Source organism: Streptomyces capillispiralis, from assembly GCF_007829875.1.
Classification (GTDB): Bacteria; Actinomycetota; Actinomycetes; order Streptomycetales; family Streptomycetaceae; genus Streptomyces; species Streptomyces capillispiralis.
Genome location: NZ_VIWV01000002.1, coordinates 20298 through 44055, shown reverse-complemented (window position 1 = coordinate 44055; position 23758 = coordinate 20298). Strand labels below are relative to the sequence as shown.

Below are 23758 nucleotides of genomic sequence, written 5' to 3'. Positions count from 1 at the left end.
GTCCAATGTACTGTGTGGACCGATGCGGGCGGCGGGGGCAGCTTGCGCGGACACGCGGCCGGACAGGACCGCCAGGCCTCGAACGCAGCTGAAGGACCATCACCGAGGAGTAAGCCTTGCCCGAGAATAACCAGAAGCCGCTGACCACGGTCGCCGGTGCACCAGTGCCCGACAACCAGAACTCCCTGACGTCCGGCCCGCGCGGCCCGATGCTCCTGCAGGACGTGTGGTTTCTGGAGAAGCTGGCTCACTTCGACCGTGAGGTGATACCGGAGCGTCGCATGCACGCCAAGGGTTCGGGCGCGTTCGGCACCTTCACGGTGACCCATGACATCACGCGGTACACCAGCGCGAAGATCTTCTCGGAGATCGGCAAACAGACCGAGCTGTTCGTCCGGTTCTCCACCGTTGCCGGCGAGCGCGGCGCGGCCGACGCCGAGCGCGACATCCGTGGCTTCGCCGTGAAGTTCTACACCGAAGAGGGCAACTGGGACCTCGTGGGGAACAACACCCCGGTGTTCTTCTTCCGCGACCCGCTGAAGTTCCCGGACCTCAACCACGCGGTGAAGCGCGACCCGCGCACGAACCTGCGCGACGCCGAGAACAACTGGGACTTCTGGACCAACCTTCCCGAGGCCCTGCACCAGGTCACGATCGTGATGTCCGACCGCGGCATTCCCGCGTCGTACCGGCACATGCACGGCTTCGGCTCGCACACCTACAGCCTCGTCAACGCGGACGGCGAGCGGTTCTGGGTCAAGTTCCACCACCGCACCCAGCAGGGCGTCAAGAACCTCACCGACGCCGAGGCCGGGGCGCTCATCGGCAAGGACCGCGAGTCGCACCAGCGCGACCTCTTCGACGCGATCGAGAAGGGCGACTTCCCGAAGTGGAAGCTGTTCATCCAGGTCATGCCGGAGGCCGACGCGGAGCACTACCGCTTCCACCCCTTCGACCTCACCAAGGTCTGGTCGAAGAAGGACTACCCGCTGATCGAGGTCGGCGAGTGGGAGCTCAACCGCAACCCCGACAACTACTTCGCGGACGTGGAGCAGGCCGCCTTCACCCCGGCGAACGTGGTCCCGGGCATCGGTTTCTCCCCCGACAGGATGCTGCAGGGCCGGCTGTTCTCCTACGGAGACGCCCAGCGCTACCGCCTCGGTGTCAACCACCACCAGATTCCCGTCAACCGGCCGAGGAACCCGGCGAACTCCTACCACCGCGACGGCGCCATGCGTGTCGACGGCAACCAGGGAGCCACCCCGGGCATCGAGCCCAACTCCTACGGGCGCTGGCAGGAGCAGCCGGCCTACCGCGAGCCGCGCCAGGCCGTGGGCGCCGTCGCCGACAGGTTCGACTTCCGTGAGGACGACGACAACTACTTCGAGCAGCCCGGCAACCTGTTCCGCCTGATGACCCCCGAGCAGCAGCAGGTCCTCTTCGAGAACACGGCGCGCGCGATCGACGGGGCGTCGCGGCGGACCGTCGAGCGGCACATCGCCAACTGCACCCAGGCCGATCCGGCCTACGGCGAAGGCGTCCGCAAGGCGATCGAGGCCCTGGCCGCCGGTACCCTCTGAGCCCGGCCGTCCGAGCGGCCCTCGGTACGGCCGTACCACCTCCGCGCGGGTACGGACGTGCCCGCGCGGAGCATTGAGCAGCACGACCGCGTGACCAGGAGGTACGCATGAACAGCGGCGGGCTGACTCCCGAGCAGACGGAACGCGTCGTGGCCATCGCCATGGACCTGGCCCGCGAGGGCGGCACCGGGCAACTGCTGGGATTCGTGGAGCACGGCCTGCCGGTGGACGTGCGCGATCCGGCCGGCAACACCCTGCTCATGCTTGCCGCCTACCACGGCCACGCCGACACGGTGCGGGCCTTGATCCGGCTCGGCGCCGACCCGGATCTGCGCAACGCCCGGGACCAGGCCCCCATCGCCGGCGCCCTGTTCAAGGGCGCGGACGAGGTGGTGACGGTCCTGCGGCTGGCCGGTGCGGACCTGGACTCCGGTACGCCGACCGCACGGGCCGCGGCGGCCATGTTCGGCCGCGGTCACCTGCTGGCGAGCTGATCCGCCCTCGGCGCGACGCCTGCTGACGGAACGACCCCGACGTGGTCTCAGGAAGACCGGGGCCGGGGATCAGCCGGTGCATCGGCCACCAGGTGTCCGTCAGCGGGCGGCGAGGAGTCCGAGGGTGTCGATCATCCGGTCGGAGCAGCCCCACTCGTTGTCGTACCAGGCGACCACCTTGACGTGGCGCCGTCGACGCGGGTGAGAGCGGAGTCGAAGACCGAGGAGGCCGGGTCGCCGGTGAGGTCGGACGAGCCCGTCGTGGTCGGCGCGATGTTGACGCTCGCGGCGCGGGCCCGGCGGGTGTCGCGGTGCGGGCCGTCCTGGAGGTTCTGCTCCCGGGTGCAGGCGTGCACCGTCGTCGTGAAGCCGTGCTCGACCACGGCGGGCGGCGGGTCCTCCCGGTCGGGGAACCGGTAGCCGGGAACGAAGACGATGTCGGCCCATTCCAGCGCGGTGTACGGCTCCGCGGCCGCCCCGTCGCCGCACCGACCGGACACGGCCCGCGGCTCCGCGGCGGTTCGCCGCACGCGCCTCGGCCCGGGGGAGCCGCGTCGCGGCCCGGAGGCGCACCGGCCCGAGCGATGGCGGCCCGCCGTCTCCCGACCCCGTAACTGTCGCTGACGCTGACGCTCCGTCAAGGTCCGGGGCCAGGGCACGGGTTCGGTCGGAGGACATACGCCGCATAGGCGGTGAACAGACGCCTTTGTCGCAAGAGCAACGTTGCGAGGGCGCCCCTGCGGGATTTAGATTTGGCAGTGCCAAATTTCCGTGGGTTTGTGGTCGCACGCTGCTCGTCGGCCACCACGCGAAGGTAAACCGAGGGGAACAGATGCCGGACTCACCCGGGCGCACGACCGGTGACGTCATCACCGTGGCCGCGACGTTCACCGTCGAACCACTGCTGCCGCTGCTGCGCGACGCGCTGGAGCACATCGGGGCCCCACACCTCGTGGAAGCCGCGCCGTACGGTCAGCTCGCCGAACAGTTGCTGTCCCCGTCCAGTCACTTCGCCCGCAACACCGGCGGCCTCAATGTCGGGCTGATCAGGACCGCGGACTGGGCGGGGGGCACGACCGACGGTGCGGACGGGGCGGCCTCGCAGGCCGGGCAAGAAGCCGGGCAGGCCGACGTGTTCGTAGCGGCAGCACAGGAGTTCGCCGCCACGCACGGAACGCCCACGGTGCTCGTCGTGTGCCCGGGGCCGACCGGGCCTGCGCGCACCGAGCCCGCGGCCTCCAGGCTGCTCACCGGCCTCGCCGGGGTGCCGGGCCTCGCGGTGATCGACGCCGAGGAGTGGTTCTCCCCGTACGACGGCCTGGACGTTCACGACGCCGAGTCCGCCGACATCGCCCACATCCCGTACACGGAGGAAGCGTTCGCCGCGTTGGCGATCGGCCTGACCCGGGTGGTGCACTCCGTCCTCGCCCGCCCCCGCAAGGTGATCGCCGTCGACTGCGACGACACCCTGTGGGGCGGCGCCTGCGGTGACCGGGAGCCCGCCGACCTGGAGATCACCCCCCGGTTCCTGGCCGTCCAGCGCTTCCTGCGGCGCAAGCACGACGAGGGCTTCGTCCTCGCCCTGTGCAGCCGCAACGACCCGGACAGCGTGGAGCGGGTCTTCGCCGAGCGCGCCGCCGACCTGGAACTCACCCGCCGGCACTTCGTCGCCGCGCGGATCAACTGGAAGCCGAAGTCGCGGAACATCGTCTCCCTCGCCGAGGAACTGCGGCTCGGAGTCGACAGCTTCGTCCTCGTCGACGACAACCCGTACGTGTGCGCGGAGGTCACCGAGTCCCTGCCCGACGTCACCGTGCTGCACATGGACCCCGGAACCGACCCGGACGCCGTGCTGGGCGACTGCTGGGAGCTGGACCGGTTCTTCTCCACCGCCGAGGACCGTACCCGCAACGACGGCTACCGGGCCGACGCGCTGCGCCGGGAGGCGGCCGCCGGCCTGGCGGACACCTCCCGGCTCAACGAAAGGCTCGGCACCGTCGTCGTGGCCCGCCGCGCGGCCCCCGCCGAACTGCCGCGCATCACCCAGCTGCTGTCCCGCACGAACCAGTTCACCTCGGCCACGGTGGAGAGCGGGGACGTCCCCGCCCTGCTGGCCCGCGGCGCAGCCGGCGCCTGGACGGCCACCCTGCGCGACCGGTTCGGCGACTACGGCACCATCGCCACCGCCGTGACCACCCGAGGAGACGACGGCGAGGTCCGCGTGGAGTCCTTCGCCATGAGCTGCCGGGCCCTGGAACGGGGCGTGACCGAGGCGCTGTTCGCGGAGATCGCCGAGGACGGCGACGTGGACGAGCTCCATGTGAGGTTCCGCCGGACCGGGCGCAACGGGCCCGCCCTGGACTTCCTGCGCACACACGGCCGGGACGCCTCCGCGCACGCCGTTGACGCCGCCGCCACCGACGACACGCCCACGGAGCAGGTCTACGTCGTCCCGGCGGCCGCGCTCTCCCTGTCACTCACCGAAGGAGGCACATCATGACGTACTCCCGCACCTCCTCCCCCCTCACCCCGCAGGGCCTGATCGGCCGCCACCGCACCCGCACGCTCCGGACGGCGCGCACCGCCGACCGGATCAGGGAATTCCTGCGCCTGCAGAACGGCGTCCACGCCGCCGAGGTCCGGCCCGCCACGGAGGACGGCCGGCTGCTGGCCACCGTGTGGGTCGAGGACAACGCGTACGGGCTGCCGCGCCGGACCCTGCCCGACGGCACCTCCCTCTACGAGCTGAATCCCTACGAGACGGACTACCTCCTCCAGGAGATCTTCGAGGACCGCGTCTACGCCATCAGCGGGCCGCGGATGCCGGCCCGGCCCCTGATCATCGACATCGGCGCGAACATCGGCCTGTGTTCGCTGTACATGGCGCGCACCTACCCCGAGGCGACCGTCTACGCCTTCGAGCCCTCCCCCGACGCCTTCACCGCCCTGGCCGCCAACGTCAGCGAACTCGGCCTTCCCGTCGTGGTGCTGCCCTGGGCCGTCGGCGGCACCGACGGCACCGCGACCATGACGGTGTACCCAGGCGCGACGGTCTACTCCGGCCTGTACGCGGACGGCACCGGCGATCACGCCGCCATCAGCGCGGCCATCGACGCCGCCGTCGACACCGGAACCGAGGCCGGCACCCGGCTCGCCGGGGAGATCGCCGTCGCCCGGATGCGCGGTGCCCGTCCTGCCCAGGTGACGGTGACCGGACTGCACGGGGTGCTGGCACGGCTCGGTGGAGCCACGGTGGACCTGCTGAAGCTGGACGCCGAAGGCGCGGAGGCGGACATCCTGGGCTCGCTGGACGAGACGGACTGGGCCCGCATCCGGCAGATCATCATGGAGGTCCACCACGAGGCCGACGTGACGGCCCTGGTCGCCCTGCTGACGGCAGCCGGCTACGACTGCCGGGTGGAGAGCGTGGCGGCGCTGCGCGGCACCGGATACCGCAACGTGCACGCGATCCGGCGGGACGAAGCCGCCGGGCGGACCCCGCCCGGCCCGGGTACCGCGACACCCGGGCCGCTGCGCTCCGTGCCGCCGCCTAGCCCTGACGAACGGCTGCGCCAGGCCCTGGACGCATTCCTCGGCGACGGCCGGCCACAGGTCGAGCTGGAGGTACGGCGCCGGGCACCGGCCGACGACGCCGTCGCACGGACGGGCACGGACGGCTCGACAGCCATGTCCGGTACCGACACGACAGCCATGTCCGGTACCGACACCGCGAGCCCCTCACTCGCCGACCCCCGGACACTCGCCGCCGTCACCGCCCTCTGGACGGACCTGCTGGCCCGGCCGACGGGCCCCCAGGACGACTTCTTCGCCGTCGGCGGCACTTCGCTGGCAGCCGTACGGATGCTCGCGCGCCTTCGCGAGCGGTTCGGCGGCGAGCTGGGCCTGGCGGACCTGCTGGAGGACCCGACCCCTTCGGGCCTCGCGACCCGCCTCACCTCACCCTTCACCCGAAAGGACAACTGACACCATGATCATCAACACTCCTGTCGAGTACACCGACTCGCTGGAGCCGCTGCCGGAGAAGTACCAGAGGGTCTTCTCGGGCGAGGCCCGGCTGACCGACCTCTTCCCCTCCGAGGAGCAGCACACCTCCAGCGTGCTGCTGGTCCGTTTCGAGGAGGGCGTCCGCAACCACTGGCACTGGCACACCGGAGGCCAGCTGCTCTACATCACCGAGGGCGAGGGCTATGTGCAGGTGCGCGGGCAGGAGCCGACGGTGGTGCGGGCCGGTGACGTGGTGGCGTGCCCGCCCGGCGAGGAGCACTGGCACGGCGCCACCGAGAACAGCTCGATGACGCACCTGGCCGTGACCCTCGGCGACATCATCTGGCTGGAGCCGTCCGGCGGATGACCTCCCCGAGGAGGGCGGCCAGCCCGGGGAGGCACTCCTCCACCAGGAAGTGGCCGCCGTCCAGGGCGTGCCGGCTGAAGCTGCCTGTCGTGTGCGCGGCCCAGCCCGCCATCGCCCCGGGCGGGGCCTCCTCGTCGCGGAGCCCGGCGACCGCGGTGACCGGGCAGGCGGGGGGCGGGCCGGGGTCGGGCCGGTGCAGCGCGGCCGCCCGCAGGTCGGCTCGCAGGACCGGCAGCGCCAGGGCCCGGATCTCGGGATCGGCGAACGGCTCGGCGGGAGCCCCCAGCCGGACCAGCCCGGCGACCAGGTCCTCGTCGGCACGGTCCGGCCAGGACCGCACCCCCTCGGGCAGGTGCGCGCCGGGCGGCCGGGAGCCGGAGACGACCAGCTCGGCGGGGGCGTCCGGCAACGCGGCGGCCACGGCGTGGGCGAGCAGGGCACCCATGCTGTGCCCGTACAGCACCACCGGGCCGGGCAGGTTCGCCACGGCCGCGGCCAGCGGCCCGGCGAGGGCACGCAGGGACGGCGCGAAGGGTTCGCGGATGCGCCGTCCCCGGCCCGGCAACTGGGCGGCGACCACCGTGACGGGCAGTCCGGTCGCGGTGAGCGTCCGGGCCAGCGGGAGGAACGCTGTCGGGGCGGCGCCGGCGTAGGGGCAGCACACGAGTGTCACGCGGCGCCCCGCACCAAGTGGCCGTTCAGTCAAAGGGACGAGCCAGAAATCATCAAGAATATCCATAAAATCAGTCTATTTCATTATCAACAACGTCAAGTTCCCTCATGCACACAAAAGTTGACGTGCATCAGAAAGGAAACGCCATGTCCGACATCGATATCTCGGTGGCCTTCATCGGCCTCGGCACCATGGGCCGTCCGATGGCGAAGCGGCTGATGGCCGCGGGGTACCGCCTTGCCGTGTACGACCGACTGCCCGAGGCGGTGGACGCTCTCGTCGCCGCCGGCGCACAAGCCGCCCCCTCCGCCCGGAAGGCGGCGGCCGGAGCCCAGGTGGTGATCACGATGCTGCCCGACGGCTCGCACGTGCGCGAGGCCCTCACCGGCCCCGAGGGCGCCCTCCAGGAGATGCCCGCCGGAAGCACTCTGATCGACATGAGCACCATCGACCCGCCGACCAGCAAGGAACTGGCCGACCTGGCCGGGCGGCACGGCGTGCGCATGCTGGACGCGCCGGTCAGCGGTTCCAGTGCCGGGGCCGTCGACGGCACCCTCACGGTGATGGTGGGCGGCGACGCCGGCACCCTGGCCGAACTGGAGCCGCTGCTCTCGGTGCTGGGGCGCAACATCGTGCATTGCGGGGACCACGGCGCGGGCGTGTCCGTGAAGCTGGCCAACCAGATCATCGCGGGGACCTCGATGGTGGCCGTCGCCGAGAGCTACGCGCTCGCCCAGAGCCTCGGCGTCGACCCCAGGCTGCTGTTCGACGTGGTGTCGGCGAGCTCGGGCGACTGCTGGGCGCTCCGCACCCGGCCGCCGGTGCCGGGGGTCCTGAAGACCAGCCCGGCGGACGCCGGTTTCCGGCCGGGCTTCAAAGGCGCGCTGATGCGCAAGGACCTCGACCTCGCGCTCGCCACGGCCGCGGCTCACACGGTGCCCTTGCCGGTGACCTCCCGGGCCCGGGAACTGTATGCGCGGATGACCGAGGAAGGGCTGGACGACCAGGACTTCTCGGCGGTGTTCACCCTGCTCGCCCCGGCCGGCTGACCTCCAGTCCGCTCCCTGGCACCTGCCCGGCTCGGCTCCGCGTGGTTCGCCGTTCGTCCACCCGTCCCGGAAAACTTCGTGCACCTCACCCTTCCTGCCGCGTCGGGCGCGACCGGCCTCGCCCTGACCGGACAGGCACTGGAACGCGGGCACACCGCCAGGACGGTCGCCCGCACGCCGGCGCGTATCGGCGTGGCGGATTCGCCCGGGCCGGCCAAGGTCGCCGCAGACGTCCGCGAACGGTTCTTCCCTGCCTTCGTGCTCAGACGGACCGTGGCCGCCGCCATGCCGGTGAGGTCGAAGAGCCTGCCGCGCCACCGTTCTGTCCACGCCCACTTGACACATTTAATTGGGAGTCCCAATAATTAGTGCCCTGACGAGAGGAGAGGACCATGAGCCTCCTACCTGACAACACTCTGATCACCGCCGGCCCCGACGAAGGTCGTGCGCTGGCCATCAAGCTCGCCCGCAGTTCGGTGAAGGCGACGCAGCCGGACGCCGAGGTCCGTCAGCGCCTCCGGTCCGTGTACGCCGAAGATCACGGCAGCCTCGTCGCCATCGCCCACGTCGTCGCCGTCGAGTTCGCGACGATCGCCGCGGCCAACAACTACTGGCGCTGACGATTCCGCGACATGAGCGGTGAGGAAGGCGACATGAAGGCCCAGCGCATGTCGGAACAGCCCTGCTTCGCGCTGTACAGCGCCGTCAACGCCGTCACCCGGGCCTACCGCCCCCTGCTCGGTCCGCTCGGGCTGACCTACACGCAGTACGTCGTCATGATGACGTTGTGGGAAGAGGACCACCTGGACCTGCGGACTCTGGCCGACCGTACGCGACTGGCATCCGCGACCCTCACGCCTGTGGTGAGGCGCCTCGAAGCCAAGGGACTCCTCCACAGGAGTCGGGCAGCCGACGACGAACGCCGCCTGGTGCTCACCGTCAGCCGGACCGGCCGCCGGCTCCAGCGGGAGGCACACGACGTGCCCGAAACGATGCTCCGCCTGGTGGGCTTGTCGGCTGACGACGAAGAGCGGCTGCGGGACCTGTGCGAGCAGATCCGCTCCACCCTCTCCCCTGACCACGGCCCCCCACACGGTGTCACGGTCCGTTCCTCCTGGGAACTGGCTGTCCCGGCGATCAGGTGACCAGCCTGTGCCTGGTCGTTCCGCCAGGTGCGGGGCAGGCGGCCCGAGTCGAGGCTGGAGCACTCGTCCTGGGCCAACGCAGCGGCGTCAGCTCGCGGTTGCCCCACCGCACGCTGGGCCCGTGTGGGGTGTCACCCGGCAACGTCCCCGGCAGACGTTCTCGTGTGTGCCCACAGCCACTGGCTGTGGGCACACACCCTGACGCAGGGTCAGGCGTGTCGTCGAGCCCAGAGGGGAGTGACGAGCGCGATGAGGAGGACTGCGACGCCGACCTGGAGGATGTGACGGATCCAGTCGATGCCGCCGGTGTCGACATACGGCTCGTCCCCACGCGTGCCCCTTGGACACCGGGATACGCCTGCCCGAAGCGCGTAGTGGTGCGGGGAGCCTCGAACAGCGATCAGGTGGTGTGTGCTGCCGGTTCTGGCAGGTGCTGCCGGGCTTCCGGAACAGCGACTGAAGGACCAGCGCCCCCAAGACTGTTCAGTCGCTCCCGTCCAAGGGTAAAAACTGCAGCTCAAGACATTGTATGTCTCCTGACAGCGACTGAAGCGACTCAACTGCCAGGTATGTGACGACATTCGCGTGTGCTGCCGGGTGCCGCCAGCACGTTGCTGTACGCCGCGGCGGAGGCCTCTCCCCCACGGCGGACGAGTCACGTGCCAGGGCGGCCTGCTCGGCCCACGGTCTTCTCACCGGAGACCTCGGCGGCGCGCGCCGTGTCCTCACCGAGGCGCGACGGCCGTTGCTGCGCGCCGTCGCGGACGTGGAATGGGCTTGCGCGGCCCCGCCGGAGGCACGAGACGAAGCCGTCGAAGTGCCGCAGCATGCCGTGTCCGCCTACACGGAAAGCGACGCGGGCCCCGACTGCGTGGTGGGAGGCGTTGTGCTCCTGCCCGGCATCGCCCGCTTCGACCACCTCACCCTCGCCCGGTGACAAGAGAACAAGCAGGCCGACGGGCATGCCGTAGGTCATCGACGGGTCAACGCCCGAAGTCGAGGTCGCCAACGGCTTTGACGCGGATCCGGATCGCGTTGCCCGGCAGGTAGGGGATCGGGAATTCGTCGAATTCGACGATCTCCACAGATGCGGGACTGGCGCCTGAGGCGATGGCTCGGTCCACGGCATCGAAGCGGGCCTCGTCCCTCGTCGCAGCACGCGTCGACTCCCGCACCGAGTAGATACGGTCGATCTCGCCACTCACCTGCGCAGTGGCTGCACCGAAGGCGTTTGTGACGTCGAAATGGTCTGGGCGGACGACGCCGCCGAACCCGTCGAGCCTTTTCGGCAGGAGAATCGCCCCTCCGCCGACGGCAACGAGCGGAAGCGGCGCGGATGAGGTCCGCATGCGGTCGGCGACATCCAGGATCTCATGGCTGATCCGCTCCAAGGCGGCGTCCACTGTGGAACGGCTGAGACGCCGTGCGGCCCTGGTGCTGCCGATGTCGGCGTGGCCGGCGGCGACAGCGATGTCGGTGGCCGTGAGGACGTTGCCTCCGAAGACCAGTGCGTGGCGCCGTAGCTCGGAGCCGACGGAGTCCGGGCCGACACGCGCACCGTTGTGTCTGACTCGAGAGCCGCCGCCAATGCCCACGGACAACACGTCCGGCATCCTGAAGTTCGTGCGAACTCCCGCGAGAGTGACTTCCTGACCGGCCTCTCGAGGGAATCCTCCCTGCAGGACTCCGACATCGGTCGTGGTTCCACCGATATCGACGACCACGCAGTCGGAATGCCCCGACAGGCGTGCTGCTCCTCGCATCGAGTTGGTGGGGCCTGAGGAGAAAGTCGCCACTGGGTGCTGGCGTACGTCTTCGAGGCTGATGAGGGTGCCGTCGTTCTGGCAGAGGTAGAGGGGTGCAGTGATACCTTCGCCGACGACTGCCGCGGAGAGTCCTGACACGATGCGTTCGGCAAGCTCGCGCAGCGCCGCGTTGATGATGGTGGCGTTCTCTCGTTCAAGAAGACCCACACGACCGATGCGGTGTGAGAGGGAGAGAGGGATTTCAGGGCCGACTTCGCCACGGATGATGTCGGCTGCGGCGAGTTCACCTTCGATGTTCACCGGTGAGAAAACCGATGAGAGGGCGATGGAACGGGCTCCTTTGTCGACTGCTTCCCGTGCGTAGAAGCGGAGTTCGTCGGGGCGTAGCAGTGAGATTTCACGTCCGTCGTATTCGTGTCCGCCGTGTGCCATGTATGCCTGGCCTTTGCACGCCTCGACGATTGATCTCGGCCAGTCGGTGAAAGGCGGCAATGATGCTGCGGCCGGTAGCCCCAGGCGGATTACCGCCGTCGGCGTGAGATCGTGTGCTTCGACCAACGCGTTGAGGAAATGCGTGGTGCCGATCATGACCGCACCAATTTCTTCCGGCGCGAAGTCGGACTTGGCGCGCAGATCTGCGAGGGCGGTGACGATGCCTGAGGTGACGTCCCGCGTCGTGGGGTTCTTGGTGGAGGCGACAATATGCGCCCCCATGACGAGGACAGCGTCGGTGTTTGTCCCGCCGACATCGATTCCGATACGGAGAGTCATAGTTCCTCAGCGGTTTGTTTCTGCGAGGTCTGGTGCAGAGGTGGCCCCGATGCTCACGAGCAGGCCGAGCCGCCCGGCCAGGAGGTAGAGCACGAACGCGATGGTGACAGAGTTGAGTGCCGGCATCCCAATGGTGACGTGATATCCGATCAAGGCAGATCCCAGCCAGATGACAAGAGTAGCCGGAACCCAGTTCGGTGTTTCATCGGGGAGGGTGCCCTTGCTGCGTGAGTGTTCAAGAGCGGGCCGCCATCTCTTCACGACGAAGTATTCTGCGACCATGATCCCGGCTACGGGTGGGAACGCGACGCTCAAGATGGTGAGGAAATCGACGAACCGGTCGAGGAACCCCGTTGCTGCCAGCATGGTCCCCACCGTGCCGACTGCTACGGTCACGAGCCCGCGGTGAAGGCGGATACCGAAGAGGAGGTCGGCGATATTGACGAATCCCAGACTGGAGCTGTAGAGATTCCAGTCGTTGATCTTGGCGGTACCGAGGACGATGACCAGGACTCCGACCCAACCGACAGAGGTGAAGATGATGGCGGTGATGTCGTTCGACTTCACCGCGTGTGCAAGAAGCACTCCCACCATGCCGATCGCGTACTCGCCCAGCGTGATACCGATCAGCGTCTGCTTGACGACGTCGGAGACGGATCGGTTGTACCGGGTCATGTCCGGGGCGATGACGGAACCGACAACAAATGATCCGGCGACGACGGTGGCACCTGATACCAATGACATTTCTGGCCCTGGCGGTGCCTGCTGCATGAGTCGGGTGAGCGAATGTTGAGACAGCTCGGAGACGACGGCCCACCCGACCAGGACGAGGAAGAGTGGAACGGTGACGTTCGCAACCCACTGCATGGATTCGAATCCGCGGACGACGATGAGAGTGATGAAAAATCCGAAGATGATGGCCCATGCGGGGGTGGAAAGTGCGGGCATCAGCTGGTGAAGTCCGACGGCGGAAATTCCGGTCTGGATCCCGAACCAGCCGATGAGGCTGATGCTGATCGCCACGGCCAGCAGGGCGGAGCCGATGCGACCGAATCCGCTCCATCGGGCAAGAAGCGAAGTGTTCAGTCCTTCATGTGCCCCTATAATGCCGGTCAGGATGGCAAGTACCTCGAAGACGATGGCGCCGAGTGTGAGCGCCCAGAAAGCATTCCAGAAAGTCATGCCGAATCCCAGCATTGCTCCCAGGAGGAACTGGCTGAGGTCGGACACCTGGCCGAATCGTTGGACGGCGATGCCGAACCAGGACCGCCTGGCCGACGGAGGGACTCGACGTGTCGAATAGTCGTCGGCGATTATCTCAAGGTGGTCCATTATTCACCTGGGAAATCTTGAATATTCTGTGCGGAAGCGCGCTGAAATGTGGTCCGGTAATGATCGTGCGGCACCGCGGCGCAGGCGGTTACCGATCGGCCGAGGAGTCGGTTCAAGCTCATTGCCTATTCCATCAGTCCGGCGAAGTCACCGATGGTCAGCCCGGACCGGGGACGACCCGGAGGAGTGGGACGGGGCCGTGTAACGGGTCGCCGGTCAAGCGCGATCCGCATCGTCTGTCTTGTCCTTGGTCCAGGCGAACGTGCGGTCCTTCACCCGCGTGACGATCTCCGATGTCTTTCAGAACGGGCAGCCCGCAGGCCCGGGTCGTGGTGAGGGACAGGGGACGAAGGGCAGCGGGCAGCGCGGCTGGTGTCGGCCCGTGATCCGGATGGAGTCACACCCGAAAAGGCCTCACCGGCTTGCCCGACAGCCATCGCTGGGTCAGGCGGCGCCGCTCGGCGGTCTGCCGGCGAGGCACCGACACCTGACGCGTAACCGTGGCCCTCGGACCGCCGATGCGGCTTCGCCACGTATGGACTCAGCGATCTGTCCACACACCAACAGCATCGGGACACACCCACTCCCCCTCCTCGCTGCTCCGCACGGTACTGGCTGCGGCCGAGATCACCCAGCGGCGTACCTGGTGGGTGGCGATTTGTACGGGGCCGGCGCTCCCGCAAAGCAACGATCTTGAAGTGGTAGTAGCACGCGGCGGTGCTGTACTCGATGGATCCTCACGAGGGCCGAGCCTGCGCTGTTCCGGCCTGTCGGCGGTCGAGGCGGGACGTGAAAGCGCCTCTGTGTGTGTCAGGCAGTTTGAGCGAGGTGGATCCGCTGGCATCGTTTCATGATCTGGTGGACCATGTCGGACAGCCGTCGCTCGAGGCTCTGCCGGCCTCCGAAGGGCGTCTTTCTTTCAGGGCACCGTGACCGTCGCAGCGATCCGGCTCCGGCTCCAGGGGTAGATCCACTGCCCCGGTGCGGGAAGGCGGCCGTCGCCGTCTCCAGAATGATCTACCTCGGAGTGGAGAGTGGCGCAGGACGTTGCCGCCCTGACAGCGGACTCACGGAAAGGGCCGCGGCCGATCACCAGTTGGCAGTCCGCGCGAACAGCGACGACCCCGCCGAGCAGGTGGCCTGGCGGCGGCTGACCGCCCGGCACGGTGACCGGCTCAACGAAATCATGGACGAGTACGGCTGGCCGACGGCGGAACTGGTCGGCGAGGAGGCCGCACGCGCGGCATGGCTCATCGCTCACGCCGACCGGCAGCTCGACGTTCAGCGTCGCGCTCACCCGCTGATGCGGCAGGCGGTGCCGGCAGACTCGGCCGACCCGCGCGAGCCGGCCTTCCTTCGTGAAGGACGCACGCCGATGCGGAAGTAGGCATCGCGCCCTTCGACGAGTACACCGCCCAGGGCTCCAGGGTGCCGGAGGCATTGTGAGAGTGACCTACCGCAGCCGGCGAGGAGAGCTGTCCACAGGTCAGTGGGACGTCGACCGCGTTCACGCGAGGATCCGTGCCCTCGGCGAACAGGCCACGGCCACGTTCGAGGCCTGGCGGCTCCCTGCACGTCGGCACCGCCTCAGGCGGAGGGCCGGCCACCTGCTGGGCGCTGTGCACCCCCGAAGAGTGGCTGCTGAAAGAAGCCCACTATGTGAACGGGCTGGTGCCCGGAACGTCGCTCGAGAACCATGACCAGGAGGCGGACGGCTTCCAGGCCGTCTGGCCCCGTCTGCGACACCGCGGAGGCGCCGTTGCCAGCAGTGGGTAAGACGAACGCGTCATCAGGAACCTCATTAAGACACACCTCAACAGGGCAGTCAGCACGCGGCAGTTCACACAACTGCAGGACGCGGTGCAGGAGTCTCCTCTGCCACCCGTACCAAGGAGAGTGGCCCCGCGGATGAGCGGCTCGACATCGCCGTCCCATAGCTGTTCCGGAAGCGACGGGACAGAGACAGCCGATCTCACGCAGGGTCTCCGAGGTTGAAGGTGCCAACGGCCTTCCCGCAGATGCGGACCGTGTTTCCAGCACGCTAGGCCGTAGGAGTGCCAGGGGCACTGTGCGGATTGCCTGAGTTCCCCCCCGTCGCAGTGCGGGTTGCACACCGGCTTACTGGCTCCGGCCCGCCGAGACCTGCCCGTCCACTGGTCCGCCTACGCGAGGAACGAGAGCAGCTGGAACTTCCCCCGTGATGCCGTGAAGCCTGAGATCTCCGCGCCGCGCCCTGCTCGACCTGTTCCGCAGCCCCTCGGCGCCGACACCGGACTCCCGGGCCACCTCTGTAACGGTCCTCCTGGCAGAGTCACCGATACGTCGGACCGGTCGAGCCGAAGGCTGCGGTCCGGCCTGGCAGCGGCGGATGCCGGATCAGCTCGGCAGCTGAGTTCGGCGACTGGATCGCTGGGCGATCGGCGGGCGGAACTGGCCGAGCCGTTCACCTCCGTATGCGGCGGTAGTCCGGTTCCTGCGGGCGGCGTACGCCTTGTCCGCGCGGGCCCGGTTGGGGCGGATCCGTTGGAAGACGGCCCCCAGCCCGCGGAGAGGACTACCCTCATGACGCGGTGGCCCGGAACTGCAGACCTGTCGTAAAGTCGCGTGGCCGAAGGACGCCGGGGTGACCAAGGCACGCTTTCGACTCGTGTCCGCTGTCAGCGATGGTCTGCGGGATCCATGATGAAGTACATGCGGCAGACGCCGCCGGGTCACACTCCAGACGCGATGTCCGAGACTCTCCACTGTACGGATCAGAGCGCGGGGTTCACGGCGTTGTCTGCAGTCTTCACGGCACTTATCAGGTGACAGGGGCAACGCATGACTCGGAACGTCTATTTCGACATCGATCAAGTTGATGATCTGGCATTAGGATCCGCACTTGTCGGATGCGGCGGAGGCGGCGCATCACGCTACGCAGCTGCGCAGCTGAAGGAAATATTGCGTGATGACAACCGAATCCGGCTTCTGAATGTCTCGATGCTGCGTGACTCCGACGTAGTGTGCGCCGTCGGGACCATGGGGTCGCCCGCTGTCGCACGGGAGCGACTCGCCGATGGCTCAGAACTGGCCCGCTCTGTTACGGCCATGGCCCGTCACACCGGCAGGAAAATCACCGCGGTGACTTCGTTCGAGTGCGGTGGGGACAATGGTCTGCTTCCCCTCATATGCGCGGGGCAGCTGAACCTGCCGTGTCTGGATGCCGACCTCGCTGGACGTGCTGTCAGCCGTTTGGATCAGTTCTCCCTGACTGCGGAGGGCTTTCCCATCACGCCCATGCTTCTGATCCTGGCCAACGGTGCCACGATGACTATCGACGGGGGCGAGGCCCACCAGGTCGAGGAGCTGGCCCGGGCTGCGATCACTTCCGGCGGCGGATGGGCCGCCGTGTGCTTCCCTCCCCTCGACGCCGGAGAGGTACGCGCCTATGCCCTGCCGGGCACGCTGTCCCGGTCGATCGATCTCGGCTCAGCTCTGGCGCAGGCTCTCGAGAGCCGCACCGTGGGTGCAGGGGTCGCCGAGTCCGATATCGCGGTCATCGCTCACGGACGCATTCAGGACGTCACACGCCACGACAGCGTGGGCCTCTCGAGCAACACGACGATCTTCCTCAAAGACGTCCGCACTGATGCCGTCATCCGCATAGAGGCTGGTGATGAGTACCTGATCGTCCTGAACGATGGAGAGGTCATCGCCACTGTCCCCGACCTCATTTGCCTCGTCGACATCCGAACGGGACAACCCATCGAAACGGTGGACGCACGATCCGGCACCGATGTCGCCTTGTGCCGTATGCCGGCGCACCCCTGGTGGCTCAGCTCTGCGAAGCGCCTGGACTTCTGCTCACCGCGAAGCTACGGCATCGACCTGGACCCGATCCTGATGAGAACGTCGTGAACATATCCCTCACAGAGCTTCTGGCTTTCCGAAACCCACGTTGTCGATGCCTGGGCGGCCTGTCCACTGAGAAGCGCATCACATCGGTCGTCCCCCACGTCGGTGACCTGGTCGAGCTCAACAACACGATCCGCATGTCGGCACGGAACCAGCTGCCTGATCTACGTGGTGCCCTGGTGGTGATGCTGGGCGGAGGGCGAGAGCCACTCACCTCGTGGCGACTCGATGCAACCATCGCCCAGCTCGCCGCGGTCGGCGCCTCGGCGATTGTCGGAAACTTTCCGAACGGCGATGTCCCTGCCGCCACCATTGCCCTGGCGGAGCGACTCTCCTTTGCCGTACTGCATACTGAACAACCCTGGCAGTTGAGCGTCGCGGCCCGAGATCTCCTCACGGACTCGCAGGGTCCCTCCCTGACTCTGGTCCGGACAGTCATCACTCAGGCCTCCAGACACCTGGACGACCTTGACCGCTATATCAAGTCGGTCAGTGCCCGCATCGGGCACGAGTTGTGGCTCGTCGACGCCTCGGGCTCTTCCTCCGGTGATGAGGTTCTCGACCTCACGCAGTGGCCCCGTCTTCGGGAAGCCTTGCACCCGGTCCACAAGGTCGTCCTGGAAGCAGGACGACGCACACTGATTGCCGTCCCCGTCCGCGTGGGCCAGGGCGCGCAACGGTGGTTGATCGTGGACTCGGAGAACCTCTCGGCCGCCGAGAGCAGGGCTCTCGAGTTCGGTCTCGAAGCGGCAGCCATCGCTGTGGCTCACCGTTTGACACTCCGGCGCCTCCACGAAGAACGAGGCTCTCAGCAGCGGGCTTTTCTTCTCGGTGAGGTCCTGCGCTCTGGGGCAGAGATCGTTCCCACCGTGCGCGCTCAAGCACTCGATGCCGGTTGGCAGCTGGAAGGATTCCATACAGCGATCCGCGTGCTCCCTGCCGAAGAGATCGACGCTCTTGCGCTGCGGATGCGGGTTCAGGATGTATTCAGCCGTGCAGGACTGGACGTCGCCGTGGTCGAACAGGCGAGCGGATGGGTTGCGTGGCGCACCGAGACCCGCCCGCCGGAACATGCGATGGCCCATGCGACAAGAGCCGCGATCCGGCGTGTTCAGCTTGAGTTGGCCGCGCAGGTCACCGTCGCCGTTGGGCTGGGGGGAACATATCCAGGCGTGGGTGGGCTCGCCACATCCATTCGCGAAGCCGGGGAAGCCGCCCGACTGGCAGCCAATCGGCCCCAGTTCGGGTTTTTCCTCTCCTTCGACAGCATCAACAGCGCGCAGATACTGCTCGCCCGTACCGAGGACAGCCTGTTCACGGCCTCCGCCTCCGATCTCCTGCAGCCCCTTCTCAACGAGAATCCCCACCTGCTTGAGACATTGTCCGCGTTTCTCGATCAGGAATCATCGGTCGGAGAGACGGCCGCGGTCCTGGGGATCCACCGAAATACCGTCGCCGACAGGCTGCGCCGTGCTCGTACCCTTCTGCGCATGGACCTCGATGACCCTGATGCGCGGCTCGCTGTGCACCTTGCCTGCCGTGCTCTCACGAGAGCTGTGCCCAGTAGGGATCACTGATTGCTTGATCGCTGTCCGTAACTGCCCGCCCAGCCGTGACGGACGGACGACCTGGAGCGGCCGGATCCTGCGTACCAGCAACTGCGTGTGTGTTCCGCTACTGAACGGCAACGGCCTTAGCGTGCACGCCCTGCACGAGGCTGCGCGTCATGCACGCTCGAATGCGTGCTGTCAGCGACACCGGATCCCCGCTGCACACTTCGAACTGTCGAAGCACGTCGAGAGGCCGCGTGTGCGATGGACGTGTTTCCGTCTCCGAGCAAGCCAGGAAACGTCATGATCGGCCAGTCTATCGACCTTGCCAGCTCATTCGCCTTGTATTTTTCCATCTGCCCCGCATCGTGTTGGGTCATGTTTCGTACCACTTCCTGCGGAGTGATGGAGGGTCGGGCAGGCAGGGGCCTCTCAGTGGGGGAGGGCGGGAGAGGTTTGTCGCTCGTCCCGTACGGCGGGGGTGCTGCATAATTGTCTCGATAACGCTCAAGCGCTTGTGCATCAACGCGATAATGCGGCCCGGGATCCGCTCGCAATGCCAGCCAGAGGGAGCGTTGCGGCTTTATGGCGCCATACGCCTCCATGTGCCCCAGGATCCAGTGCACCCTGCTCGGGTCCATTGCCGGAGTCAGATGCATGACCTCATGAAAGCTGAAGGTCTTTCGGCTCGACATCTCCTGGATTGCTCTGGCTACCAGGTCTTCCGCCTCGCCACGTACTTCTTCACCTGTGTCCATTGTTCCGCCTCACGTCGCGTCTGCGCAGCTTCATACGTCCTGGCGAGCAGCAAGGTTCATAAGTGTGAGCTCGACTGGCCGGACGCGTGACCGTCACCTGATCCGCGGTCGCACCGCCGATCGACTGGGCTTCCGGCCGAAGGCTGAGGGGAACCGTCGCCGATGCCTCGTACTCCCGGGGCAAACGCAAACGGAATGACCGCCCAGGTACCAGCCCGTTCCTTCGGGCGGCTGCTGTTGGCCTTGGCGGGCGCGCTGCTTCTGGACGGTGCGACACCCCCTGCGTCGCGTGACACGCGGGGAGCGGGCGGGCAGTGACGTGATCGTGTCGCCCGAGGCGTGCCGGCCGGAGGCGTTCAGTACCCGCTCTGCCTGCCGCTGCCGCAGAAGTGACGAAAAGCGGCACTTACGCTTTTTGGGTAGAAGCATAGCTTCTTCGGTACTTCTCGAACGGGCGGTGCGCCGCCGAAATTGGCGTCTCAGAGCGGTGAACCGGCATCCGGAGGCCCGCGTAGCTACGGGCATGGAGGGGGTGACTCAAAACAGCCCCTCCGCAGCTGGACTGTCGCCCACCGAAGGAGTGGATGGAGTGCCGCAGCACCTTTCTCGACGTCTGCCCGAGACGGACGGCCTGACGGACCACCTGTATGCCGGGCAGTGGCGAAACGCGGACGGAGACCGGGGCGGTATGCCCGACGAGAGCGTGCATCTGTGGTGCCCCTATGAGCACCGGATGAACACACACGTCTCGCTGAGCGCAGTGGAGGCAGCTCTGCGTTCCTGGGCAGACGCATACGGCCTGCTGAGGGATCCGTCCCTGGCGGCCCGCTTCGATGCCGCGCGATTCGGAGAATGCGCGGCATTCGTCTACCCCGACGCGCCCGACTTGATAATCTACGCAAAATGGCTCGCGTGGCTCTTCGTCGCCGATGACGAGTTCGACGAGAACCGGGCACCTGAGGCCGGCGGCATCGACCGCGGGATCCTTCAGTTCCTTCCGCTCGACGGCAAGGATTGCGCCAAGGCCACGACCGGCGTCACCAAAGCCCTGGCGGACCTGTGGCCGGAACTCTGCCAGCCCATGCCGCTGCCTCTGCGTGTCCGCTTCCGGGCCCACGCGGACGACTACGCACGCAGCTATGCGACGGATCTGTCGCGTGCGCGCACCGGATCGGCCCCGCCGCTTGATGCGTATCTGGCCCTGCGCCGGTCGAGCGGCGCGGTGGAGAGCTGCCTGGATCTCATCGAACGGCAACCCGACGCGTACCTGACCCCGGTGATCGCGGAGAGTCCGCGGATCCTGGCGCTGCGCGAGGCGGCCAACGATGTCATCTGCTGGACCAATGATGTCATCTCGCTGAACAAGGAGATGCGGCACGGAGAGATGAACAACCTGGTCGCCGTCATACGGCAGAGCGTCGGTATGAGTTGGGAGGCGGCGCTGGAGGTCGCCGCGGAGATGAACTCTGCACGCATCCGTGATTTCGACCGCCAGCAGCAAACACTCTTGCACTTCAATGATCTGCCGGGACTGTCCGAGTTCATTCACGGAGTGCAGGTGTGGATTTCCGGCAGCCTCCATTGGCACCGCGACTCCCCCAGATATGCCGACCAGGTCCTCTGACCGACGCGAAGCCCGAGAGGAGCGAAGCCACCTCGCCCTCGAAGGGAAGCCCGCCCTCCTGACCTGTCTGCAAGGCCACGCCGTACCTGCGCCAACGCGTGAGACGGACCCCGTGGCACTTCGCTTCGGCCTGCCGCGCACGGGACGTCCCATCGGTCACCCGAATACAAGGACATCGAATGAGCACTGACAGCAGCCCGGCCTTCCCTGGGCACGCGGACACCGCGGAGCATACGAGCCTGCATCCTCACGGGACCCTGCCGAACGACCGGATCGCCCGTGTGGACGTTCCTGCCCTCCTGGAAGAGGGACGGACACGATGCGCCGCGGGATTGCGCGCCGCCGTAGCGCGTCTCGCGAGCCCCATGGACGTCGCAGCCGCCTATCACTTCGGATGGCTGGACGTCCAGGGCAGGCCGTCGGGCCGTACCGGTGGCAAGGCCCTCCGTCCCGCACTCGCGCTTCTGTCCGCCGAGGTGACCGGCGCAGGCGACGGACCGGGACTGCCCGGAGCCGTGGCCGTCGAGTTGCTCCACAACTTCTCGCTGGTGCACGACGACCTGATGGACGGCGATGAACAGCGCCGTCATCGCGACACCGTATGGAAGAGGCACGGCCCGGAGACCGCGATCCTGGTCGGTGACGGGCTGCTGGCCCTGGCCATGGAAGTCATCCTGGAGGTCGACAGCGTGCGCGCCGCCCACCGTGCGGCGCGCACCCTGACCACGGCGAGCCGTGCCCTGATCGACGGTCAGTCGAGAGATCTCTCCTATGAGCGCCGTGAGCAGGTGACCCTCGAGGAATGCCTGCATATGGCGGGCGAAAAGACCGGTGCCCTGCTTGCATGCTCAGCCTCCATCGGTGCCGTGCTCAGCGGGACCGATGACCGCACCGGGCAGGCGCTGTGGGACTACGGCTACCAACTCGGGCTCGCCTTCCAAGCAGTCGACGACCTGCTCGGAATCTGGGGCGATCCACGGGTCACCGGCAAGCAGCAGTGGGGCGACCTGCGTCGGCGCAAGAAGTCCCTGCCCGTCGTCGCCGCCGCCGAATCCGGGAGCACTGCGGGGCAGCGGCTGCGTGAACTACTCGCGGATGACGCCGGACACGGCTCCCACGCCGAGCTGACCGACGAGGAGCTGGCCATGCGCGCTGCTCTCGTCGAAGAGGCCGGCGGGCGCACTTGGACCCTCCAGGAGGCTTGGCGGCGGCGCAATGCGGCGATCCGAGCCCTGGACTCCGTCTCGATGCCCGACGCTGTCCGGCAGCGATTCGTCGCGATCCCGGACTTCGTGGTCGCTCGAGTGGGATGACCCGCCCCCGCCCCCGCCCCACCCCGCCGACCGCCTTCCCGCTCTGTCCGTGCATCACCGCCACGATCGTCTCTGGAGAATGAACATGGGCACATCGATTCCGACTGCCTCGGGTGAACTGCCCGTCATAGGCCACGGAGTGCAACTCGCCCGCCGACGGACGGAATTCCTGGCGTCGCTCACCGAGATCGGCGAGATCGTCGAGATCAACATGGTGGGCATGCCCGCCTACGTCCTCACCGACCCCGATCTCATTTGGAGGGTGCTGGTCTCGGAAAGCCACAACTATGTCCGTGGCCGCATGTTCGACAAGATGACCGAAGTACTCGGCAACGGCCTGGCCACCATCTCGGGAAAAGCCCACCGGGACACGCGCCGGATCCTCCAGCCGACGTTCCACCGGCAGCAGGTGGCCGCCTACGGACCCATCATGTCCTCCACCGCGGCCGACGTGGCCGAGTCGTGGCAGGCGGGTCGGGCCATCGAAGTCGATGACGCCATGAACGATCTGACGGCCCGAGTGGTCAACGGCATCCTGTTCGCCTCCGACCTCGGAGCCGCTGCTGCCGACGCCATTCAGCGCAGACTGCCGGTGGTCATGAAGGGAATGCTGACCCGCACGCTCATCCCCGGAGCTTGGCAACGCCTCCCCCTTCCGGCGAACACCCGCTACCGCAAGGCCATCGACCAGATGGACTCCGCGATCGACGAGGCCATCACCGCTTACCGGTCCGCAAGAGCCGATCACAGCGACATGCTCACGACGTTGCTGGCGCTGCGGGACGAAGCGGGCAAGCCGATGCCCGACCAGTGGATCCACGACCAGGTGATCACCGTCGCGGTTGGCGGCATCGAGACCACCAGCGCCGCGCTCTCATGGTGTCTCCACTACATCGGAACCCGGCCCGACGTGGAGGAACAGCTCCACAGGGAACTCGACACCGTGCTGGGCGACCGCCCGGTCGAACTAATGCACGTCATGGCCCTGAAGTATGTGGGTCGTGTGGTGCAAGAGGTGCTGCGCATGCACGCCGTGGCCGTCTTCATGCGGCGAACCCTCGGACCGACGCAGTTGGGCGCGTACGAACTGCCCCCCAACGCCGAGATCATCGTCAGCCCCTACACGATGCACCGCAACGCGCGCTGGTTTCCCGAACCCGCCCGCTTCGACCCCGACCGGTGGTCGCGGCCGGAGACCCAGAACCTGCCGAAGGGAGCCTTCATCCCGTTCTCCGCCGGCCACAGCAAGTGCATCGCGGACAACTTCGCCGTACTGGAGATCACTTTGGCTCTGGCAGAGATCTGCCGGCGATGGCGACTGCGGCCCGTGCCGGGGCAGTCCGTACGGGAGATCACCACGGGAGCGACGCGCCCGGACCGGCTGACCATGATCCCCGAAGCGAGAAGCCGCGCCTCGGTCTAGGACCGGGAGCGAGT

Annotated in this window: 16 protein-coding genes and 4 pseudogenes; 14 read left to right on the top strand and 6 right to left on the bottom strand. The window is 67.5% G+C overall.

Going from position 1 to position 23758, the window contains the following annotated elements; genetic code table 11:
• Positions 1–116 precede the first annotated feature (116 nt).
• Positions 117–1580, top strand: a complete 1464-nt coding sequence (locus FHX78_RS35625; protein ID WP_145872328.1) for a catalase — start codon at positions 117–119, stop codon at positions 1578–1580.
• 107 nt (positions 1581–1687) lie between these two features.
• The gene (locus FHX78_RS35620) at positions 1688–2074 is read left to right on the top strand and encodes an ankyrin repeat domain-containing protein (RefSeq protein WP_145872327.1); all 387 of its coding nucleotides are present in this window, start codon (positions 1688–1690) and stop codon (positions 2072–2074) included.
• Positions 2075–2173: 99 nt separating this feature from the next.
• Here the strand turns inward: FHX78_RS35620 and FHX78_RS37070 are convergent.
• Positions 2174–2460 (bottom strand): annotated as a pseudogene (locus FHX78_RS37070) (type I glyceraldehyde-3-phosphate dehydrogenase); the annotation flags it as partial.
• Positions 2449–2613 (bottom strand): annotated as a pseudogene (locus FHX78_RS38315) (AraC family transcriptional regulator); the annotation flags it as partial. The pseudogenes FHX78_RS38315 and FHX78_RS37070, both read right to left, overlap by 12 nt.
• A gap of 293 nt (positions 2614–2906) precedes the next feature.
• On the opposite strand from FHX78_RS38315, the gene FHX78_RS35610 reads away from it, so the two are divergent.
• From FHX78_RS35610 to FHX78_RS35600, 3 genes are read left to right on the top strand one after another with little or no spacing between them, the layout of a single operon-like run.
• Positions 2907–4574, top strand: coding sequence for an HAD-IIIC family phosphatase (locus tag FHX78_RS35610; RefSeq protein WP_145872326.1), 1668 nt, complete (start codon positions 2907–2909; stop codon positions 4572–4574).
• Positions 4571–6058: an FkbM family methyltransferase gene (locus FHX78_RS35605; RefSeq protein ID WP_145872325.1), complete on the top strand. Its 1488-nt coding sequence runs from the start codon at positions 4571–4573 to the stop codon at positions 6056–6058. Before FHX78_RS35610 ends, FHX78_RS35605 begins: the two co-directional genes overlap by 4 nt.
• A gap of 4 nt (positions 6059–6062) precedes the next feature.
• Positions 6063–6446 carry a cupin domain-containing protein gene (locus FHX78_RS35600; RefSeq protein WP_145872324.1) on the top strand — a complete coding sequence of 128 codons (384 nt, stop codon included), beginning with the start codon at positions 6063–6065 and terminating at the stop codon, positions 6444–6446.
• Here FHX78_RS35600 and FHX78_RS35595 read toward each other — a convergent pair.
• Entirely contained in the window at positions 6418–7119 is a 702-nt protein-coding gene (locus FHX78_RS35595) for a thioesterase II family protein (RefSeq protein WP_229924197.1), read from the bottom strand. The two genes, FHX78_RS35600 and FHX78_RS35595, sit on opposite strands and share 29 nt — an antisense overlap.
• 146 nt (positions 7120–7265) lie before the next feature.
• Between FHX78_RS35595 and mmsB the strand changes: the two genes are divergently transcribed.
• From mmsB to FHX78_RS35580, 3 genes are all read left to right on the top strand, one after another.
• Positions 7266–8168, top strand: a complete 903-nt coding sequence (gene mmsB, locus FHX78_RS35590; protein ID WP_145872322.1) for a 3-hydroxyisobutyrate dehydrogenase — start codon at positions 7266–7268, stop codon at positions 8166–8168.
• Positions 8169–8560: 392 nt separating this feature from the next.
• On the top strand, positions 8561–8788 hold the full coding sequence (locus FHX78_RS35585; RefSeq protein WP_145872321.1) for a hexameric tyrosine-coordinated heme protein: 228 nt from the start codon (positions 8561–8563) through the stop codon (positions 8786–8788).
• A gap of 12 nt (positions 8789–8800) precedes the next feature.
• Positions 8801–9313 (top strand): MarR family winged helix-turn-helix transcriptional regulator, encoded by a 513-nt coding sequence (locus FHX78_RS35580; RefSeq protein ID WP_208766219.1) that lies wholly within the window; start codon positions 8801–8803, stop codon positions 9311–9313.
• A 209-nt stretch (positions 9314–9522) separates the two neighbouring features.
• On the opposite strand, the pseudogene FHX78_RS38085 reads toward FHX78_RS35580, so the two are convergent.
• The 3 genes and pseudogenes from FHX78_RS38085 to FHX78_RS35565 form a co-directional block, all read right to left on the bottom strand.
• Positions 9523–9624: pseudogene (locus tag FHX78_RS38085) on the bottom strand (GlsB/YeaQ/YmgE family stress response membrane protein); the annotation flags it as partial.
• 672 nt (positions 9625–10296) lie between these two features.
• Positions 10297–11850, bottom strand: coding sequence for a hydantoinase/oxoprolinase N-terminal domain-containing protein (locus FHX78_RS35570; RefSeq protein ID WP_145872320.1), 1554 nt, complete (start codon positions 11848–11850; stop codon positions 10297–10299).
• A gap of 6 nt (positions 11851–11856) precedes the next feature.
• The gene (locus tag FHX78_RS35565) at positions 11857–13182 is read right to left on the bottom strand and encodes a purine-cytosine permease family protein (protein ID WP_145872319.1); all 1326 of its coding nucleotides are present in this window, start codon (positions 13180–13182) and stop codon (positions 11857–11859) included.
• A gap of 1034 nt (positions 13183–14216) precedes the next feature.
• On the opposite strand from FHX78_RS35565, the pseudogene FHX78_RS35560 reads away from it, so the two are divergent.
• From FHX78_RS35560 to FHX78_RS35535, 6 genes and pseudogenes are all read left to right on the top strand, one after another.
• Positions 14217–14539, top strand: a pseudogene (locus tag FHX78_RS35560) (DUF6624 domain-containing protein); the annotation flags it as partial.
• 1463 nt (positions 14540–16002) lie between these two features.
• Positions 16003–17079, top strand: a complete 1077-nt coding sequence (locus tag FHX78_RS35555; RefSeq protein ID WP_145872318.1) for a DUF917 domain-containing protein — start codon at positions 16003–16005, stop codon at positions 17077–17079.
• Entirely contained in the window at positions 17076–18653 is a 1578-nt protein-coding gene (locus FHX78_RS35550; RefSeq protein WP_145872317.1) for a PucR family transcriptional regulator, read from the top strand. The genes FHX78_RS35555 and FHX78_RS35550 overlap by 4 nt, the downstream gene beginning before the upstream one ends.
• Before the next feature lie 1320 nt (positions 18654–19973).
• Complete coding sequence (locus FHX78_RS35545) at positions 19974–21008, top strand: terpene synthase family protein (RefSeq protein WP_145872316.1); 1035 nt, start codon at positions 19974–19976, stop codon at positions 21006–21008.
• Positions 21009–21187: 179 nt separating this feature from the next.
• Positions 21188–22321, top strand: a complete 1134-nt coding sequence (locus tag FHX78_RS35540) for a polyprenyl synthetase family protein (protein ID WP_145872315.1) — start codon at positions 21188–21190, stop codon at positions 22319–22321.
• An 85-nt stretch (positions 22322–22406) separates the two neighbouring features.
• Positions 22407–23744, top strand: a complete 1338-nt coding sequence (locus FHX78_RS35535; protein ID WP_167532025.1) for a cytochrome P450 — start codon at positions 22407–22409, stop codon at positions 23742–23744.
• Positions 23745–23758 lie beyond the last annotated feature (14 nt).

Coding starts and splice junctions, on each gene's coding strand:
- FHX78_RS35620 (WP_145872327.1), top strand. CDS start 1,688: ATGAACAGCGGCGGGCTGACTCCCGAGCAGACGGAACGCGTCGTGGCC.
- FHX78_RS35610 (WP_145872326.1), top strand. CDS start 2,907: ATGCCGGACTCACCCGGGCGCACGACCGGTGACGTCATCACCGTGGCC.
- FHX78_RS35605 (WP_145872325.1), top strand. CDS start 4,571: ATGACGTACTCCCGCACCTCCTCCCCCCTCACCCCGCAGGGCCTGATC.
- FHX78_RS35600 (WP_145872324.1), top strand. CDS start 6,063: ATGATCATCAACACTCCTGTCGAGTACACCGACTCGCTGGAGCCGCTG.
- mmsB (WP_145872322.1), top strand. CDS start 7,266: ATGTCCGACATCGATATCTCGGTGGCCTTCATCGGCCTCGGCACCATG.
- FHX78_RS35585 (WP_145872321.1), top strand. CDS start 8,561: ATGAGCCTCCTACCTGACAACACTCTGATCACCGCCGGCCCCGACGAA.
- FHX78_RS35580 (WP_208766219.1), top strand. CDS start 8,801: ATGAGCGGTGAGGAAGGCGACATGAAGGCCCAGCGCATGTCGGAACAG.
- FHX78_RS35570 (WP_145872320.1), bottom strand. CDS start 11,850: ATGACTCTCCGTATCGGAATCGATGTCGGCGGGACAAACACCGACGCT.
- FHX78_RS35565 (WP_145872319.1), bottom strand. CDS start 13,182: ATGGACCACCTTGAGATAATCGCCGACGACTATTCGACACGTCGAGTC.
- FHX78_RS35555 (WP_145872318.1), top strand. CDS start 16,003: ATGACTCGGAACGTCTATTTCGACATCGATCAAGTTGATGATCTGGCA.
- FHX78_RS35540 (WP_145872315.1), top strand. CDS start 21,188: ATGAGCACTGACAGCAGCCCGGCCTTCCCTGGGCACGCGGACACCGCG.
- FHX78_RS35535 (WP_167532025.1), top strand. CDS start 22,407: ATGGGCACATCGATTCCGACTGCCTCGGGTGAACTGCCCGTCATAGGC.